The organism is Phreatobacter cathodiphilus (genome assembly GCF_003008515.1).
In the GTDB taxonomy this organism is placed as follows: Bacteria; Pseudomonadota; Alphaproteobacteria; order Rhizobiales; family Phreatobacteraceae; genus Phreatobacter; species Phreatobacter cathodiphilus.
Genome location: NZ_CP027668.1, coordinates 4,213,779 through 4,230,045, shown reverse-complemented (window position 1 = coordinate 4,230,045; position 16,267 = coordinate 4,213,779). Strand labels below are relative to the sequence as shown.

The window sequence follows — 16,267 nt, the reverse complement described above, 5'->3', positions numbered from 1 at the left end:
CAGGGCTCAGGACGATGCGGCGGGAAAGAGTGACGGGCGGGCGTGGGGGGCGAGGGCCGCGAAGGCCTCGCCCGGCTGGGCGGCGAGAGTGCCGGGCCGGCGCGGCACGGCGACCTTGAGCTGCTCGCCGCCGGCGGCGGTGACGTCGTGGATGAGCGCCCCGCCGATGGGCAGGCTGAGCTTGAGGGTGACGGGCAGGCGGTCGGGAGCGGCCTCGCCCTCCAGCACCATCTGTTCGGGGCGCACGGAGACGAGCACGGGGGCGCCGGGCTCGAAGCGCCCGCGGGCGGGCAGCGTCCAGGTGGCGCCCGCGTCGAGCACGACGCGGCAGTCGCCCTCGGTCACGGCCTCGACCCGGCCCTTCAGGAGATTGCTGGAGCCGATGAAATTGTTGACGAAGAGCGTCGCAGGCTCGTCGTAGATCTCCACCGGCGATCCGAGCTGCTCGATGCGGCCCTGGCTCATCACCGCGATTCGGTCGGCGATGGACATGGCCTCGTCCTGGTCGTGGGTGACCATGATGGCGGTGAGGGCGAACTGGCGCTGCAGGCGCTTGATCTCGATCTGCATGTCGAGGCGCAGGTTCTTGTCGAGGGCGGCGAAGGGCTCGTCGAGCAGGAGGATGCGCGGCCGGATGGCCAGCGCCCGGGCGAGCGCCACGCGCTGCTGCTGGCCGCCGGAGAGCTGGCGCGGCTTGCGGTCGGCGAAGCCCTCCATGCGCACCGTCGCCAGCATCTCGGCGACGCGCTCGGTCTGGACGGCGCGGCTCTCGCCGCGGGCGGCGAGACCGTAGGCGATGTTCTCAGCCACCGTCATGTGGGGGAACAGCGCATAGTTCTGGAAGACGATGCCGATCTCGCGCCGGTTCGGCGGCAGCTCGTCGATCGGCCGGTCGCCGATGATCACCTTGCCGTTGGTCTGGGCGATGAAGCCGGCGACGATGCGCAGAAGCGTGGTCTTGCCGCAGCCCGAGGGACCGAGGAGGGCCACGAGCTCGCCGCCCTTCACCTCCAGCGTGACGTTGTCGACGGCCAGGCCCGCGCCGTAGCTGTGGGTCACGCCGTCCAGCGTCAAAGGCTGCGCGGCCCGGGCCATCGCGGTCTGCTGGGATGCCATCAGGACGAGGTTCTCCGCATCGGGACGCCCCATGGCGAGCAACGGCCATGCCAAGTGGCTCCGCGCGGCAGCCGCGCACTTTCGGGCTATGGGCACGGCACGAATCCCGCATGGAATGCGGCGCGCCGGGTTGACCGGTGGCGAGCGGCTCGACGGCTGCGGAGGCGAACGGGCCTTCCTCACTGCCGTCAAAGGCATCACTTCGTTGCCTGTTATTTGGCCTTGCCTAATTTCTGATCCGATTGTTTCGGGGTCCGGCCGGTCGGCACGTGTCTTGCTGCCACCGGATCGGGCAGGCAGTGGCGCCGGCCCGCAATCCGGAGGAGCGCCATGACATCGACCGCAGGCCGGCAGGGCCGCGGCATCGCCGACCGTCCCGCCGCCACGGCAGGCGGCGAGCGGAACCTCGACGGCTATGGCGGCCGTTGGCCGGACCTGCGCTGGCCCAACGGGGCGCGGCTCGCCGTCTCGGTCAACGTCAACCTCGAGGAAGGAGCGGAGTGGCAGGTCGGGGACGGCGACCCGGCGAGCGAACGCATGGGCGAGGTGCTCAGCGTCGTCGAACCGGGCACCCGCGACCCGGGCCAGGAGCAGATCTTCGCCTACGGCACCCGCGCCGGCTTCTGGCGCATGCTGGAGGCGCTGGACATGCGCAAGCTGCCGGCGACCTGGCTGTGCTGCGGCCGTGCCGTCGAGCGCTCGCCCGCCCTCCTCACGGCGATCCGCGCGAGCGGACACGAGGCGGCGGTGCACGGCTGGCGCTGGCGCCCCCATGCCGACTATCGCAGCCGCGAGGCGGAGGCCGCCGACCTCGACCGCTGCATTGCGGCGATCACGGCCGCGGGCGGCGAGAGACCCGCGGGCTTCTTCTGCCGGGGCGCGGAGAGCGCCTGGACCCGCGGGCTCCTCATCGAGCGCGGCTTCCTCTACACCTCCAACGCTTTCGACGACGACCTGCCCTACTGGGACCTGTCGGGAACCCGGCCGCTCGTCGTGGTGCCCTATGCCCTGGACTCCAACGACATGAAGTTCTTCCACCCTAACGGCTTCGTGCGCGCCGGCGAAATGGCCGACTATGTCGACGATGCGCTGGAGGTGCTTCTGGCGGAGGCGGCCCGCGGACTGCCGCGCCTGCTCAACATCGGCTATCACCTGAGGATCGCCGGCCGGCCCGGGCGTTTTGCCGCCTTCTCCCGCGTGCTCGACCGGCTCGCCGGCCTCGGCGACCGGGTCTGGGTCGCGCCGCGCGCCGCTATCGCCGGCGCCTTCGCCGCAGCCGTTCCCGCGGGGTCGTGATGCGCCTGCTGCTGATCAATCCGAACACCAGCCAGGCCACCACGGCCGCCATGGTGGGTATCGCCCGCGACGCCGTCCCCGGCATCGAGATCGACGGGCTCTCCGCCCCCTTCGGCGTGCCGCTGATCACCGGGCCGACGGAACTCGAGATCGGCCGGCAGGCCGTCAACGCCCTGGTCGCGGCACGGCCACCCTTCGGCTATCGCGGCCTCATCGTCGCGGCCTTCGGCGATCCCGGCGTGACCGACCTTCGCCAGAGCGTCGCCATTCCGGTCACGGGCATCGCCGAGGCCGGCATGGCGGAGGCGGCGGCGCACGGGCCTTTCGCGGTGGTGACGACGACGCCGGACCTCGTCGAGGCCATCGCCGAGCGGGCCGAGCTCTACGGCCACGGCGACCTGTTCCTCGGCACGGCGCTGACGCAGGGCGACGTGCATCAGGTGATGGGCAATCGCCAGGGTCTGTCAGAGGCGCTGCGCGAGGCCTGCCTCAAGGCGGTGGAGGAGCTGGGAGCGAAGGCGCTCGTCATCGGCGGCGGGCCGCTGGCGGTCGCAGCGCGCGACATCGCCGGCAGCCTTCCCGTGCCGATCATCGAGCCGGTGCCGGCGGCGGTGAGGCTCGCCGTGCGCCGGGCCGAGAGGTCGGTGGACGAAGGCTAAGGCCGCGCCGCGTCAGTCCTGACCCTGGCCGGCGGGCAGGTTGATGCTGGTGCCGCCGGTGGCGGTGTGGTCGGTCTGAAGGGCGCTGGTGACGAAGCCCAGGATGTCGCGGGAATGGAAGGGCTTGCGGACGAACGTCGCGCCGCGCAGTTCCGCCGGGAGGTCGGAGGGCAGGGAGCCGGAGACGAAGGCGAAGGGAGTCCCGCGGGCGCGCAGCTTCAGCGCGACCTCGAAGGTCTTGCCGCCGACGACATCGACGTCCAGCAAGGCGCAATGGACGCGATCCTCGGCGAGGGTCTGCGCCTCGGCGAGGCTGTCGACGACGATGACCTCGGTCCTGGGACCAAGGTCATCGAGGACGGCCGCCTCGATATCCATTGCGATGAACGGATCGTCCTCGACGATCAGTATGCGATGCCTATCCATGCCTCAGACCTGAAAGCGGGAGATGACCCCTCATCACTCCGTTGCACTCAAGAGAACTCGCTGCGAACGAAAGTTCTCTTAACGACTCTTCATAGCACGATTTTGTTCCACTCGATGCCCGGCTCACAGAACGCGGCCGGACGTGCCGTAAGGAGATGGAACCCGTCACGAGCCCCCCGCCAGAGCGACGACCGCATGGGCCCCGGAAAGGGCCATGGCGAGGAGGGTGATGTCGACGACGAAAGGGGTCAGCGCCACGAGGCCGCCGAAGAGGACGGCGGCCGCGACGAGCATGGTCGCAAGCGAAAACAACATCGAATCCTCCCGGCGCCGCCGTGAAACCAGAACCCCCGTCATGGCTCACAACGGAATGCCGCGAGGAAGGTTCCCTCGCGGCATGGCAAAATCCGGCAGTGTCACCCGTGGCCCGTCTCAGGCGACCTTGCGCTCCGACCGGCGGTCGAAGAACAGGGCCTGGCTGATGGCGGCCTTCACCGCCTCGGGCTGGAACGGCTTGGTGATCAGGAAGGCCGGTTCCGGGCGGTCGCCGGTGAGGAGCCGCTCGGGATAGGCCGTGATGAAGATCACCGGCAGGTCGATGGTCTCGAGGATCTCGGCCACCGCCTCGAGGCCCGAGGAGCCGTCGGCGAGCTGGATGTCGGCGAGGACGAGGCCTGGCCGCTTCTGCTTGACGAGGGCCACCGCCTCCTTGTGGGTGCGGGCGATGCCCGTGACGGAATGGCCGAGCTCCTGCACCAGCGTCTCGATGTCGAGCGCGATGATCGGCTCGTCCTCGATGATGAGAACGTCGGTAGCCACCTGCTCGGCGATCTCGCGACCGGCCTGCTCGACGAGGGCCGCCGCCGCGTCGACGTCGATGTCGAGCACCGCCGCGACGTCCTGGATGGCGAAGCCTTCGACCGTGCGCAGGAGGAAGGCCTGTCGTGGCCGCGGCGTCAGCGCGTCGAGATTACGCTCCACGGCGCCCGCCCGGGTCGCCCCGGCATGGGAGGCGGCCATGTTGACCGGCATGGACGACCACAGCTTCAGGAAGATGCGGTAGAGGGCGATGCGGGCGGGAATGTCGCGGGGGAAGGACGCGGGGTCGGCGACCAGCGCCTCGAGGGTTGCGACGACATAGGAGTCGCCTCCGGCCTGGGTGCCGTTGAGGGCGCGGGCGAAGCGGCGCAGGTAAGGGAGATGCGGTGCGATTTCCGCAGCGATGGTCATTCTACACTCCTGTCGGTCATCGCCAAAACCAGCCCGGAACCCCTTGGTTTGGCAAGTTTTTTATTTTTTCTTTTTGGCGGAACCAATGTGTGCGAGGCACGTTTTGGGTTGGATCAAGGCCGCGCCCCACGGGTGCGGATGGAGAGATCGATGGGTGAGATGCCGGATAATGATGACAAGAGCGCGGCGGCACAGGACCGGGACATGACCGAGATCGTCCTCGACCAGCGCATTCAGGAGGCCATCGGCAAATCGCTGAAGGCCCATTACGACGATCTCATCAAGGCGCCGGTACCCGACCGCTTCCTCGTGCTGCTCGCCGAGCTCGAAGCCAAGGAGCGCCGCAATGGCCAGTGACGAATTCCGCGAGGGCCTGATCGCCGAACTGTCGAACCTGCGTGCCTTCGCGGTTTCGCTGTGCGGATCGGTCCAGCAGGCGGACGACCTGGTCCAGGACACGATGCTCAAGGCCTGGGGCAATTCCGAGAAGTTCCAGCCGGGAACGAGCCTGCGCGCCTGGCTCTTCACCATCCTGCGCAACACCTATTACTCGCTCTACCGCAAGCGCGGCCGCGAGGTTCAGGACAGCGACGGCACCTATGCCCAGCGGCTCACCGTCTCCGGAGAACAGGAAAGCGCGCTCGACCTCGCCGATTTCCGCGTCGCCCTCGCCAAGCTGTCGGAAGAGCATCGCGAGGTGCTGATCATGGTGGGCGCCAGCGGCCTGTCCTACGAGGAAGCGGCCGAGATCTGCGGGGTGGCCGTCGGCACGATCAAGAGCCGCGTCAACCGCGCCCGCGCCAAGCTCGCCGATCTCCTCGGCATCACCAGCGTCGACGAGATCGGTCCCGACCGCAACACCGTCGCCGTCACCCATCAATCACCTGCGGATATGGCGCGTACCTGATCGCGATGAATGTCACCGCATTCCGCACCGTCCGGGGCCGTCTCCTGGCCCTGATGGTCCTCGTCGTCCTGCCGATCGCCGTGATCACGGCGGTGACGGCGGTGGCGACCTATCGTTCGGTGCTCTCCTCCATCGAGGCCTCGCAGCTCCAGACGGTCGGCAATTTCGCGGTGAGGACCCGGGTCTGGTACCGGGAGTCGCTCAGGGTGCTGCTGACGGCGACGGCGGGCGTGGCGGCCGTCGACGGCGCGACGGACCGGTGCCTGGCCATCGCAAAGCGGATCGTCGGCGACAATATCGGCGTCAGCGCCATCGCCATCCGCACCGGCGAGCAGCCGGGCTGCCTCGCCAGCCGGAACGACGCCCTGGCGGAGAGTGACATCCGCGCCGTGATCGAGACCTATCGCGCGCGCACCCGCAGCGTGACCTGGATCGGCAACGATCTCGCCGAGACGAGCTACGGCGTCACGCGGATCGGCGGGCGGCGATTCATGGTCATCTACGCCCTGCGCCAGGGCGATCGCCAGCAGCCGGCGCTGGAATCGGCTCTCCTGGTGGATGCCGTCATCATGGACCGGGCCTTCGACCTCGGCACGGTCAATCCCGGCGTCACGGTCGGCATCGTCCGCAGTTCCACCGAGGTGATCGTCGCCCGCGGCATCAACGAGGACGACACCTCCTGGCTGCCCGTGACCGGGCGGACCGGGCCACAGCTCCAGCGCTGGGAATCGACCAGCCAGACGGGCATGACCGGCAGCTACGGCACCCAGCTCGTCGCCGAGCCGGACCTCTACGTGCTGGCGCGGTTCGACCAGCAGGCGGAGCGGGCGGCCTTCCTGCAATTCATCGCACTGCTGCTGACGCCGCTGGTGACGCTGATGGTGCTCTTCGCGGTCTACTCGCTGGCGATCGATGCCAACATCGTGCGCTGGATTCGCGGCATCGAGGCGGCGGCCGTCGCCCGTGCCTCGCAGCAGCCGCGGCTGGCGCCCGTCGACCCCTCCATGCCCGAGGACATCCGCCGCGTGTCGGAAGCCTTCAACGCCCTGGTCACCGACCAGGCGGAGAGGGTGGAGAAGCTCAACCTCACCATCGGCGCCAACCGCCATCTGGTGCGGGAACTGCACCACCGCGTGAAGAACAGCCTTCAGGTGGTGCAGAGCTATATCAGCCTGGCCCGGCGGCAGCAGTCGCCGGAGCATCGGGCGGTGCTGGCGCCCGTCGAGGCCAAGGTCCATGTCCTGTCCATCGCCTATCGGCACGCGCTGGCGCTGGGCGAGATGCGGCCGGTGGAGCTGAAGCCCTTCCTCGACGAGGTCTCGGTGATGCTCAACGGACTGATGCGCGCCGGGAGGCCCTGGATCTCGACGGTCGCCCCGGAGGATGTCGGCCTGGTGGTCGACAGGGCCATCCCGCTGGGCCTGCTGGTGGTGGAGATCGCGTCCCACGCGCTGGAGGACGGTCAGGCCGACCACGTCGCCGTGGAGGTGACGCGCGGCGAGGAGGGCAACCTCACCCTCTCGGTGATGACCGACGACAGGCGTCTCGACGCGGTGGAGACGAAGATCGCCCACGGCCTGCTGCGCCAGATCGGCGCGACCCGGACCAATGAGGCGGAGGGCGCGAGCGCCGGGCGCTGGACCGTGCCGCTCTGAGGCTCAGGCGACGTTCCGGTAGGTCTCCGTCGGATTGATCTCGACGCCCACCGACAGGCTGATCTGCGCCCCCACCGGCCCGATGAAGCTGCCGGCCACCGGCGAGGCGTCCCAAGGCACCCGCGCTACCGCCACCCGGATCAGGTGAGGGTCGGCGACCAGGGCGTTGGTCGGATCGAACTCCACCCAGCCGTCCCCGGGAACGAAGACCTCGGCCCAGGCATGGGTGAGCCCCACCGCCGCGCGGTTGGCGGGATCGTCGTTGTGGCTGTTGTGCAGGTAGCCGCTGACGAAGCGCGCGGCGTAGCCGAGCCGGCGCACCGCCTCGATGAACAGCCAGGCGAGGTCGCGGCAGGAGCCGGAGCGCAGGGACAGCGTCTGCGAGGGAGGCTGCGTGCCCTCCTCGTAGCGGACGGAATAGCCGAAGCCGGCGTGGATTTCCTGCGACAGCCGCGCCAGCGGATCGTGCTCGGGCCCGCCGTTGGACAGTACCTGGGCGATCCAGGCGGAGAGGGCGCCGTCCTCGTCGCTGGTGGCGGGCGTCATGAAGGGCTGCAGCACGATGCGCTCCCCGTCCGAATAGTGCGGCACGAAGAGGGCGCTGGCGGAGGTGCGCTCGCGCGGGAAGGCGGAGGCGTAGCGGCGTAGAACGAGCCCCGAGGTGATCTCCAGCCGGTCCGCCGACGCGGCGAAGGTCGCGACCGCGACGGTGTTGCCGTAGACGTCGTGCGACCAGTGCAGCTCGGCCGCGGGGAAGATGTCGATCTCGGTCTCCAGGATGCGCATGTCGAAGCTGTCGCGCGGGCGCAGCATGAGGCGGTGCGGCCCGAACTGGACGGGTCCCGCATATTGGTAGGTCGTGATGTGGCGAACGTGGATATCCATGGCGGCCGGTCGTCCTCTGCGCGGTGCGGACCCGGGCCCGTCTCGCCGACATCGGCGTCGGCGGGGCAAAAAAGAAGCCGCCAGCGGCGGCTTCAGTGGAGAGGTCCACATCGCGGGAAGGGAAATTGCGATGATCAGAGAGGTAACGCGGGCGGGGGGCGAGGGTTCCCGCGCCGCGCGGAATTTCTGAAAAGGGTCACGCGGACTGGGTGTTGCGCAGCACCTTCCACCAGGGCTTGCGGATGCGGCTCGACTGCATGTGGGCACCGGCCGGACGGCGGATCAGGGTCACCTTGCGCGTGTGGAAGGCCTCGAGCCCTGGCCTGTGGCCGACGCTGATCAGCGTCGAGCCCGCCAGCTCATTCTCGAAGAGGGCGAGAAGGCTGTCCTGGCTGCCCTCGTCGAGGGCGGCGGTGGCCTCATCCATGATAATGATGGGCGGCTTGTTGATCAGCAGACGGCAGAAGGCGACACGCTGGCGCTCGCCGCCGGAGAGGACGCGGTCCCAGTCGTCCTCGTCGCCGAGACGCCTGACCATGTAGTCGAGGCCGCAGCGCTCCATGGCGGCGCGGACGGTATCGTCCGGCACCGGCGCGTCGGATTCGGGATAGAGCAGCACCTCCTTCAGCGTACCGCGCGGCATGTAGGGCTTCTGCGGCACGAAGGCGTAGCGGACGTTCTTCGGGAAGGCGATGGAGCCCGAGCCCCAGGGCCAGAGCCCTGCGAGGGCGCGGATCAGGGTGCTCTTGCCCGTGCCGCTCTCGCCGGCGATCAGCACCTTCTCCCCCGGTTCGATGCGGATGGAGGCGGCGTCGATGACGACGCGGCCGTTGCGGTGGGCGAGGGAGAGGTTGTCGATGTGGATGGCGTCGTCGTCGCTCTCGCCGAGCTTGATCTGCTGCTCGTCCTCCATGATGGCGCCGATGTCGACCTCCTCGAGGGTCTGGGCGAATTCGTCGACGCGGACGACGGAGGCATACCACTCGGACAGGCGCACGAAGTTGTCGACGAACCAGATGAGAGCCGCCTGCACGGCGCTGAAGGCCGCCGCCACCTGCATGACGGCGCCGAGCGAGAGCTCTCCCGACAGATATTTCGGGGCGGCGAGTAGCAGCGGGACGATGGGGAAGAGCGCCCCGTTGGTGTTGAGCACGAGGGCGAGATAGCCCTGCCGCCGGACCACGGCCATCCAGGCCTTGACGACGTTGCGATAGGTGTCGCGGACGGAGGCGCGCTCGTCGGCATCGCCCTTGATCAGGGCGATGCTCTCGGCGTTCTCGCGAAGACGCGTCATTTCGGCCCGAAACAGGGCCTCCGTCTCGTTCTTGGCGGCGACCTTGCCGACCAGCGCACGGCCGACGAAATAGGCGGCGAGCGAGGCCACCACCGCATAGACGACGGCGGCGATGGCCATGTAGGCGGGGATGAAGATCCGCACCCCGCCGACCTCGAACGTGATGGAGCCGGCGACCGTCCACAGGATGGCCGCGAAGGTCATGGCGGTCACGGCGGCCGAGATGAGGCCGATGGCGAATTCCACCAGCGGCTCGGTGGAAATGCGCACGTCCTCGGCGATGCGGAACTCCGGCGCGGAATGCTCCTGCGCCAGGAAGCCTAGCCGGTAGTAGCGCTGGTCGGCGATCCACCAGCCGGCGAGCTTGTTGGTCACCCACTCGCGCCAGCGCACCTGCAACAGCATGCGCGAGACCACGAGACCGGACATGGTGAAGGCGGCGACGGCGAGCAGCACCGGCAGGAGCCCCACGGTCGTGCCGACGGCGGCGATGTCCTTGCGCTCGAGAGCGTCGAAGAAGAGCCGGTTCCAGGTGTTGATGCCGACCTGGGCGGCGATCTGTGCGAAGGCGAAGGCGAGGACGACGACCGTCAACAGCCAGGCCCGGCGGGCAGAGCCGCCGCTCCAGAAGCCGCGCGCCATCGAGAAGAATGCGCGCGACCGCGACCGGCTCTGCCGGTCGACGGGTCCATCTACCATCGTGTCCATGAGGGTGTTCCGAAGGATCGTCAGGCCGTCCCCCGTCGCCGCGATCCTCGATACGGCGAAAGGACCTCTGAGAGGCCGGGGCTATGAACGCGCCGGCCGCGTCGGAGTTCCGTTGCTCCCGGAACGGAATAGCCTTAACGACGGAAACACGAACTGCCGAGGCCTCATGCTGACGAACCCGCCCCCGCGTCCCTCGGCGCACCTGTGGTGCCACGCGTGCCCCCTGCGCCAGAAACAAGCCTTTCATCCGAAGAGCGCGGAAGAGGTCGATTTTCTGGCCGAGATGAAGATGGACCACCGGCGGATCGCCGCCGGCCAGGAGATCATCTTTCCCGGCCAGGCCGACGCCGAACTCTTCACGCTCTTTTCCGGCTGGGCCTTCCGCTACAAGGTGCTGGCCGACGGGCGCCGCCAGATTCTCAACTTCCTGCTTCCGGGCGACCTGATGGGCCTGCAGGCCTCGCTCCTGTCGGTCGCCCAGCACGGCATCGAGGCCCTGACCGACGTCGAGGTGTGCGTGTTCCCGCGCCGCAAGGTGTGGGACCTGTTCGTGAAGATGCCGCAGCTCGCCTATGAGGTGGCCTGGCTCGGGTCGCGCGAGGAGAGCCTGATCGACGAGAACCTCCTGTCCATCGGCCAGCGCAACGCCACCGAGCGCATCGCCTCCCTCGTCATCTCTCTCTACCGCCGCGCCGAGGCGCTGGGTCTCGTCAACGACCGCAGCTTCGTCTTTCCCCTGTCGCAGCAGCAGCTCGCCGACGCCCTCGGCCTGTCGCTGGTGCACACCAACAAGACCTGGGCCAAGCTGCGGCGGGCGGGGCTCTTCAGCTTCGCCCAGGGCCGCCTGACGCTGGAGAACCCGCGCCTGACCGAGCGGATCGCCGCGCAGTACGAAAGGGATTTCGCACAGCGCCCGCTCCTGTGACATGATGATGGCCGCCCGCTGAGCGGCCGGAACCGCGACCGCCCGGAACTCCGGGGCCGGGATCGGCGTTTTCGACCGGGGGACAGCGGTCCGCGCCTTGCGAGACCTCTCGGGCGGCGCGGTGCGGCCGCCGGTCGCCTTGACCCGGCAGGCAAGGAGACCGCGATGCATATCCGCTACGGCTTCGACATCGAGATCACATGCGATCAGGCGCTGCCTTCCATCCTGCTGCTCGACGTACACCCTGACCGGCGGACCGACATATCGCAGCCGGACACCATGGCCGTCACCAGCCTCGCCGACGGCGCCCCCTGCCCGACCGACGTCTATGTCGATTCCTTCGGCAACCTCTGCCGGCGCGTCACCCTGCCGCCGGGCGGAGCGCGGATCGCGGCCGAGGGTGTGATCCACGATTCCGGCTTCCCCGACGCGACGCCCGAGGAAGCGGGACTTCCGCCCCCCGACGCCCTGCCGGCAGACACGCTCGGCTTCCTCCTCGGCAGCCGCTACTGCGAGACCGACCAGTTGATGGGGGTCGCATGGCCGATGTTCGGCCACCTGCCGCCGGGCGGCGCACAGGTTCAGGCGATCTGCGACTTCGTCCACAGCCGCATCCGCTTCGACTATGCCGCGGCGCGACCGACGCGAACCGCCCTCGAGGCCTATGGGGAGCAGGTTGGCGTGTGCCGCGACTTCGCGCACCTCGCCATCACGCTGTGCCGTTGCATGAACATCCCGGCGCGCTACTGCACGGGCTATCTCGGCGACATCGGCGTGCCGGCGGACCCCCAGCCGATGGATTTCAGCGCCTGGTTCGAGGTGTTCATCGGCGATCGCTGGTACGCTTTCGACGCGCGCCACAATCGGCCTCGCATCGGCCGGATCGTCATCGCCCGCGGCCGCGACGCCACGGACGTGCCCTTCTTCCATTCCTTCGGCGCTCACATCCTCTCGCGCTTCTCCGTGGTCACCGAGGAGGTCGGCGGCGAGCGGTTTCCGCAGACCGCCGAGAACCGGCGCGACCACTGGCAGTCCATCGCCCGCATTCGCGGTGCCGGCTAAGGACCGGCATGCGCCGTCGGCCGCCGACATTTCTGGGGAACATTCCCCCCCTCGACCGGTTGATTGGACAGCAGTGCCGCCCGGGCCCTTTGAAGGCTCGGCGGCGCTGGTTCGATCCACCCCACATCCCGAGGAGGCATCCCCATGCTGAAGACCTATCTTGTGACGGCATCCGTCGCCGCCATGCTCGCCACCGGCGCCCTGGCCCAGACGACCGCTCCGGCCCCGCAGGCTCCCGCCGCCCCGGCCCAGACCCAGACGACCGTTCCCCCGGCCAACAGCACCATGACCCGTGCTGCCAACGAGCAGCTCACCACCACCAAGCTGGTGGGCATCTCGATCTATGCGCCGAAGCCGGATTCGGCCGCCACCACCGGCTCGACCGCCGCCCCGGCCGCGCGCTCCGACGCCGGCTCGACGGCGACCCGCGGCGCGACGGCCGGCACCACCGGCACCACCGCGCCGGGCACCGGTTCGGGCGCGATGACCCCGGGCGCGACGGCGGCCAACTCTTCGGCCGGCGGCCAGATGGCGATCACCCCGGTGAGCGACGAGCAGTGGCGCGCGATGCGCGATCAGCACGACTCCATCGGCGAGGTCAATGACCTGGTGATCGGCGCCGACGGGCGCATCACCCACGCCGTCCTCGGCGTCGGCGGCTTCCTCGGCATCGGCGAGAAGAACGTCGCCCTGCCGCTCGGTCAGGTGCGCCTGATGCGCCAGTCCGACGGCACGCTGATCGGCTTCGTCACCAGCACGAAGGCGCAGCTCAACGATATGCCGAGCTTCAGCGCCAAGCGCTCCTGATCCTGACGCTGATCGGGCCCCTGCGGCCCGATCGACGGAGCCCCGTGCCGCAAGGCGCGGGGCTTTCGTCGTTGAACTGAGCAAGACGGCGGCAGGCGAGACGCCGCCAGCGGGGACAGTCACTGGCAGAGCCGGCTCTCGCCATTGCGGCCGCGCGGCTCGCGATCGAGGTGCAGGTGGTCGGCATGGGCGGCGTCCGATCCGGGGCCGAGGACGGTCGTGAACCAGCCGCAGGCCGCCTTGCGCAGGGCGCCGATGAAGCGGGACATGGCTTCGCCTGAGGGGGCCTCGACCCGTTCCCGCACGCCGCCCTCGAAGGCGAACCAGGCGATGTCGACGGCGAGCCCCTGTCCGTGCGCGCTGATGCGTGCGCCGGCGGCACGATTGCGCCCGCGGCACTCGAACCCGCCCCCCGTCCCGAAGGCGGTCAGCGGCCGTCCGGCAAGGGCGCGGGCGAGGGGCTGGGCGGCGTCCCGCGTGAAGCCGGCGAGGACCAGTGCGAAGCCGCAGCTCACCAGCGGCCGGTCCGGCCAGACAATCTCCGTCCCGTTGGCGCGCATGGCCTCCAGCCGTACCGGATCCTCGATCCGGCAGGCGGCGCCCGACGAGGGGGCCTCAGCCGGAGCGAAGCGGACAGCGAGAGCCGACAGGGCGGCATGGCAAGTGGAGGGAGCGGGCGAGGCGGGTTCGGGCGCCGCAGGTTCGGGGGCCGCAGGTTCGGGGGCCGGCGAAGGGGCGGCCGGTCCGGCCGGGCGCGGGTGGGGAAGGGGAGCGGAGGCGGGAGGCGCCGCGGCGGCGCCTGTGGCAATCGCGAAACAGGCCGCGGCCAGCGACAAGCTGCGGACGGGGCCGCGCCCTGCCCCCGCAGCGTAAGCCGTCACCGGCTGCAGATGGCGTGCGCCGCACAGGCGATGGCGGCAAACATCAGAACGTGGAGGTTGGCGAACATCTCGACCATGGGAAGCTCCGCATGCGCTCGATCCCACCGATCCGGCGGTCATCGGCACAACCTGCCGCAGCGCCAACTGTTCCGACGTCTTGCGCCGATCTGAACTTTTCGGGTCGCCGCACGTTGTTTCCGCAAGATCGTCCATCGAGGAGACAAGCCATGCAGGTCCGTACTCCCGCCCGCCGCACCGGCATCCGCCTCGTCGGCGCAGCAGCCTTCGCCGCGCTCGTCGCGTTCGGCGTCGCGTTCCTCTCCCGGACGGCGGACGAGGCCGGGACGCCTGTCGCCGGCGCCATCGTCCACGCGCCGTCCGCCGCCTATGTCGACTTCGCGCACGGCGCCTTCGACCGCTTCCGCGACGCGCCGCCCGCCCGGACGATCGATGCCGCCGGGCAGACCCAGGCGCAGCCGTCGCGCATCTGACGCTCTTCAGCCTCTGTCGTCCCAGCCGGGCCCTTGTTCAAGGGCCCGGTTTTTTGATCGCACAGCCCAAGCAAAAGCGGCGGCCCCGGGGAGGCCGCCGCTCGCGCATGTCTGGCGATCAGGCCCGTCAGTGACGGGCGTAGGGCGCGTAATAGTCCATGGAGGGCGCCTGGCCCGACCCGTCCTGCTTCATCAGGTCGTTGAGGTCGTAGGACGGCGCCTTCTCCAACACGTCGCGGGACAGGCCGACCACATAGCCGCCGGTGTCGGAATTGTAGTCGAGCATGGACCAGGGCATGGCGTGATAGCGCTCGCCGATGCCGAGGAAGCCACCGAAGCCGAGCACGGCGAACATGATCTTGTCGGACATCTTGTCGAGGACGACGTCCTCGACGTGGCCGATCTTGTCGCCCTGCTCGTTGTAGACGCTGGTGCCGGTGACGCGCGAGGCGGCGATGGCACGGGTGTGGCCGGACGGGGTGGGCATGAAAGGCCTCCTGTGATGGTTGAACGATACCTCATCAACGCGGCGCCGGTGCCTTCGTTCCCGCCCTGCCGACCGGCAAAGCCCCATGAATCACATGGGTTTGCCGAGGGGCGACGGTGCCGCCGCGCTCTCCTCGCGGGCCCGCTTCGCCTGAACGGCCGCGGCGATGAGATCCTGGAGCACGGCCGGCTGGATCGGCTTCGGCAGGAAGACGTGGTCCACCCGCGCCAGCACGCTGTCGATGGAGGTGTCGCCGGAGATCACCACGATGCGCAGGCCGCGGTCGGCGAAGATTTCCGCCAGCCTAGGGCCGGAGCGCCCGTCGTCGAGATGGAGGTCGACGAGGACCAGGTCGGGAGCGGTGAGGCCGGCGAGGTCGCGCGCCTGGTCGAAGGAGGCCGCGGAGCCGCAGGTGACGGCGCCGCATTCCACCACCATGGCCTCGAGCTCGAGAGCAAGGATCGGGTCGTCTTCGCAGACGAGGACCCTGAGGGGTTCCAGGGGGTGGATCGGCTGGCGCAGGCGGCGGGCGGCCGACACGAGGAATTTCCCCGCGCGGGCGGGGGTTGCATTCGCGGGCAAGGGTTCGGTCATGGAATGAAGAACTCTTCGAAAACTGTCGGCTGAAGGCGGGCGGTGGAGGCTCAGCTTTCCTTGCCCCACTGGCGCCCGAGAATGGCGCCGAGGGCGACGATGCCGGCCACGACGCCCGCGCTCATGCCGGGATGGCGGACGAAGGTGCGGATGACGGAGGGCGCCATGACGGGTGCGACCATCATGGCGGTGGTGGCGGCGGTGCGACGATTGCGGGCCCGCGCACGAATAAAGGCGGCGACCAGCATGATCACCACGCCGACAGCAGCGAAGATCGCGGCGAAGATCAAGCTCGCGCGCGTGTCGCCGTAGGTCTGGGCGAGCATGTCATGGCCGGCCGCCACGAGAAAGCCGAAGGCGCAGGCGAGACAGAGCAGTGCCAGAGCGTAGATCATCGCGCCGAACATGCTGCGCTTCATCGCGCTGCCGACCTCGGTCGCAGCGAGGAGTGAAAGCCCCCTCCACATGATGCTCACCGCGACGAGAGGAAGCCGAGGACGATGCCCGCAGCGGCGGCGAGGCCGAGCGTACGCAGCGGACGGCTCTGCATCTCGTCCGCGAGCATCTGGCGCAGGCCTCCGAGCTGGTCCTTGGCGGCGCCGGCCATGACCTCGGTGTCGATGCCGACAGCCTTCAGGCGGGCACTGACGTCCTGGGCGATGTCGGCGGCCGCCTCGCTGGCGGCCTCGCTCGCGGCCGAAGCCTTGCCGGCCAGTTCGGAGGCGAGATCGGCCGCCGTGGCGGCGCCGGCGCGAGCGCGATCGCCCATGGATTCGGCGGCCTCGCCGACCGCCTCGAAGGTCGTGTCGTTATCCGCTTTGGCGCGCGCCATGGACCAAACTCC

At 69.4% G+C, this 16,267-nt stretch carries 20 protein-coding genes; 9 read left to right on the top strand and 11 right to left on the bottom strand.

All coding sequences use genetic code 11. The annotated features are described in order from the left end of the window. Nucleotides 1–6 precede the first annotated feature (6 nt). Nucleotides 7–1,116, bottom strand: a complete 1,110-nt coding sequence (locus tag C6569_RS20325) for an ABC transporter ATP-binding protein (protein WP_245898176.1) — start codon at nucleotides 1,114–1,116, stop codon at nucleotides 7–9. Between the two features lie 330 nt (nucleotides 1,117–1,446). On the opposite strand from C6569_RS20325, the gene C6569_RS20320 reads away from it, so the two are divergent. Both C6569_RS20320 and C6569_RS20315 read left to right on the top strand, forming a co-directional pair. Continuing rightward, entirely contained in the window at nucleotides 1,447–2,412 is a 966-nt protein-coding gene (locus C6569_RS20320) for a polysaccharide deacetylase family protein (protein WP_106750572.1), read from the top strand. Then, nucleotides 2,412–3,071, top strand: coding sequence for an aspartate/glutamate racemase family protein (locus tag C6569_RS20315; protein WP_106750571.1), 660 nt, complete (start codon nucleotides 2,412–2,414; stop codon nucleotides 3,069–3,071). Before C6569_RS20320 ends, C6569_RS20315 begins: the two co-directional genes overlap by 1 nt. 12 nt (nucleotides 3,072–3,083) lie before the next feature. Here C6569_RS20315 and C6569_RS20310 read toward each other — a convergent pair whose 3' ends face one another. The 3 genes from C6569_RS20310 to C6569_RS20305 form a co-directional block, all read right to left on the bottom strand. Further along, nucleotides 3,084–3,497, bottom strand: a complete 414-nt coding sequence (locus tag C6569_RS20310; RefSeq protein WP_106750570.1) for a response regulator — start codon at nucleotides 3,495–3,497, stop codon at nucleotides 3,084–3,086. A gap of 165 nt (nucleotides 3,498–3,662) precedes the next feature. Then, nucleotides 3,663–3,812, bottom strand: a complete 150-nt coding sequence (locus C6569_RS22055; RefSeq protein WP_181313837.1) for a hypothetical protein — start codon at nucleotides 3,810–3,812, stop codon at nucleotides 3,663–3,665. 117 nt (nucleotides 3,813–3,929) lie between these two features. Next, nucleotides 3,930–4,727: a response regulator gene (locus C6569_RS20305; RefSeq protein WP_106750569.1), complete on the bottom strand. Its 798-nt coding sequence runs from the start codon at nucleotides 4,725–4,727 to the stop codon at nucleotides 3,930–3,932. A 204-nt stretch (nucleotides 4,728–4,931) separates the two neighbouring features. On the opposite strand from C6569_RS20305, the gene C6569_RS22050 reads away from it, so the two are divergent. The 3 genes from C6569_RS22050 to C6569_RS20295 are packed head-to-tail and all read left to right on the top strand — an operon-like array spanning nucleotide 4,932 to nucleotide 7,289. Next, complete coding sequence (locus C6569_RS22050; protein ID WP_181313836.1) at nucleotides 4,932–5,084, top strand: NepR family anti-sigma factor; 153 nt, start codon at nucleotides 4,932–4,934, stop codon at nucleotides 5,082–5,084. Beyond that, on the top strand, nucleotides 5,074–5,634 hold the full coding sequence (locus C6569_RS20300) for a sigma-70 family RNA polymerase sigma factor (protein WP_106750568.1): 561 nt from the start codon (nucleotides 5,074–5,076) through the stop codon (nucleotides 5,632–5,634). Before C6569_RS22050 ends, C6569_RS20300 begins: the two co-directional genes overlap by 11 nt. Nucleotides 5,635–5,639: 5 nt before the next feature. Continuing rightward, on the top strand, nucleotides 5,640–7,289 hold the full coding sequence (locus C6569_RS20295) for a sensor histidine kinase (protein WP_106750567.1): 1,650 nt from the start codon (nucleotides 5,640–5,642) through the stop codon (nucleotides 7,287–7,289). Between the two features lie 3 nt (nucleotides 7,290–7,292). On the opposite strand, the gene C6569_RS20290 is transcribed toward C6569_RS20295, so the two are convergent. Together C6569_RS20290 and C6569_RS20285 are read right to left on the bottom strand one after the other, a co-directional pair. Beyond that, a complete protein-coding gene (locus C6569_RS20290; protein WP_106750566.1) occupies nucleotides 7,293–8,174 on the bottom strand; it encodes a transglutaminase family protein in 882 nt (293 codons plus the stop codon). A gap of 196 nt (nucleotides 8,175–8,370) precedes the next feature. Continuing rightward, the gene (locus C6569_RS20285) at nucleotides 8,371–10,176 is read right to left on the bottom strand and encodes an ABC transporter ATP-binding protein/permease (protein WP_106750565.1); all 1,806 of its coding nucleotides are present in this window, start codon (nucleotides 10,174–10,176) and stop codon (nucleotides 8,371–8,373) included. Between the two features lie 166 nt (nucleotides 10,177–10,342). Between C6569_RS20285 and C6569_RS20280 the strand changes: the two genes are divergently transcribed. From C6569_RS20280 to C6569_RS20270, 3 genes are all read left to right on the top strand, one after another. After that, a complete protein-coding gene (locus C6569_RS20280) occupies nucleotides 10,343–11,101 on the top strand; it encodes a Crp/Fnr family transcriptional regulator (protein WP_106750564.1) in 759 nt (252 codons plus the stop codon). A 165-nt stretch (nucleotides 11,102–11,266) separates the two neighbouring features. Continuing rightward, on the top strand, nucleotides 11,267–12,163 hold the full coding sequence (locus C6569_RS20275; RefSeq protein ID WP_106750563.1) for a transglutaminase-like domain-containing protein: 897 nt from the start codon (nucleotides 11,267–11,269) through the stop codon (nucleotides 12,161–12,163). 144 nt (nucleotides 12,164–12,307) lie between these two features. Next, nucleotides 12,308–12,970 (top strand): PRC-barrel domain-containing protein, encoded by a 663-nt coding sequence (locus C6569_RS20270; RefSeq protein ID WP_106750562.1) that lies wholly within the window; start codon nucleotides 12,308–12,310, stop codon nucleotides 12,968–12,970. A 119-nt stretch (nucleotides 12,971–13,089) separates the two neighbouring features. Here C6569_RS20270 and C6569_RS20265 read toward each other — a convergent pair whose 3' ends face one another. Next, nucleotides 13,090–13,971 carry an extensin family protein gene (locus tag C6569_RS20265; RefSeq protein ID WP_245898364.1) on the bottom strand — a complete coding sequence of 294 codons (882 nt, stop codon included), beginning with the start codon at nucleotides 13,969–13,971 and terminating at the stop codon, nucleotides 13,090–13,092. Nucleotides 13,972–14,078: 107 nt separating this feature from the next. Here C6569_RS20265 and C6569_RS20260 point away from each other — a divergent pair, with 107 nt between their 5' ends. Further along, entirely contained in the window at nucleotides 14,079–14,342 is a 264-nt protein-coding gene (locus C6569_RS20260) for a hypothetical protein (RefSeq protein ID WP_106750560.1), read from the top strand. Nucleotides 14,343–14,469: 127 nt separating this feature from the next. Here the strand turns inward: C6569_RS20260 and C6569_RS20255 are convergent, their stop codons facing one another. The 4 genes from C6569_RS20255 to C6569_RS20240 all read right to left on the bottom strand — a co-directional run bounded on the left by C6569_RS20255 (nucleotide 14,470) and on the right by C6569_RS20240 (nucleotide 16,255). Beyond that, complete coding sequence (locus tag C6569_RS20255; protein ID WP_106750559.1) at nucleotides 14,470–14,829, bottom strand: PRC-barrel domain-containing protein; 360 nt, start codon at nucleotides 14,827–14,829, stop codon at nucleotides 14,470–14,472. Nucleotides 14,830–14,919: 90 nt separating this feature from the next. Next, entirely contained in the window at nucleotides 14,920–15,369 is a 450-nt protein-coding gene (locus C6569_RS20250) for a response regulator (protein ID WP_181313834.1), read from the bottom strand. A 104-nt stretch (nucleotides 15,370–15,473) separates the two neighbouring features. Beyond that, complete coding sequence (locus C6569_RS20245) at nucleotides 15,474–15,890, bottom strand: hypothetical protein (protein ID WP_181313833.1); 417 nt, start codon at nucleotides 15,888–15,890, stop codon at nucleotides 15,474–15,476. 5 nt (nucleotides 15,891–15,895) lie between these two features. Continuing rightward, the gene (locus C6569_RS20240; protein ID WP_106750556.1) at nucleotides 15,896–16,255 is read right to left on the bottom strand and encodes a hypothetical protein; all 360 of its coding nucleotides are present in this window, start codon (nucleotides 16,253–16,255) and stop codon (nucleotides 15,896–15,898) included. Nucleotides 16,256–16,267: the final 12 nt, after the last annotated feature.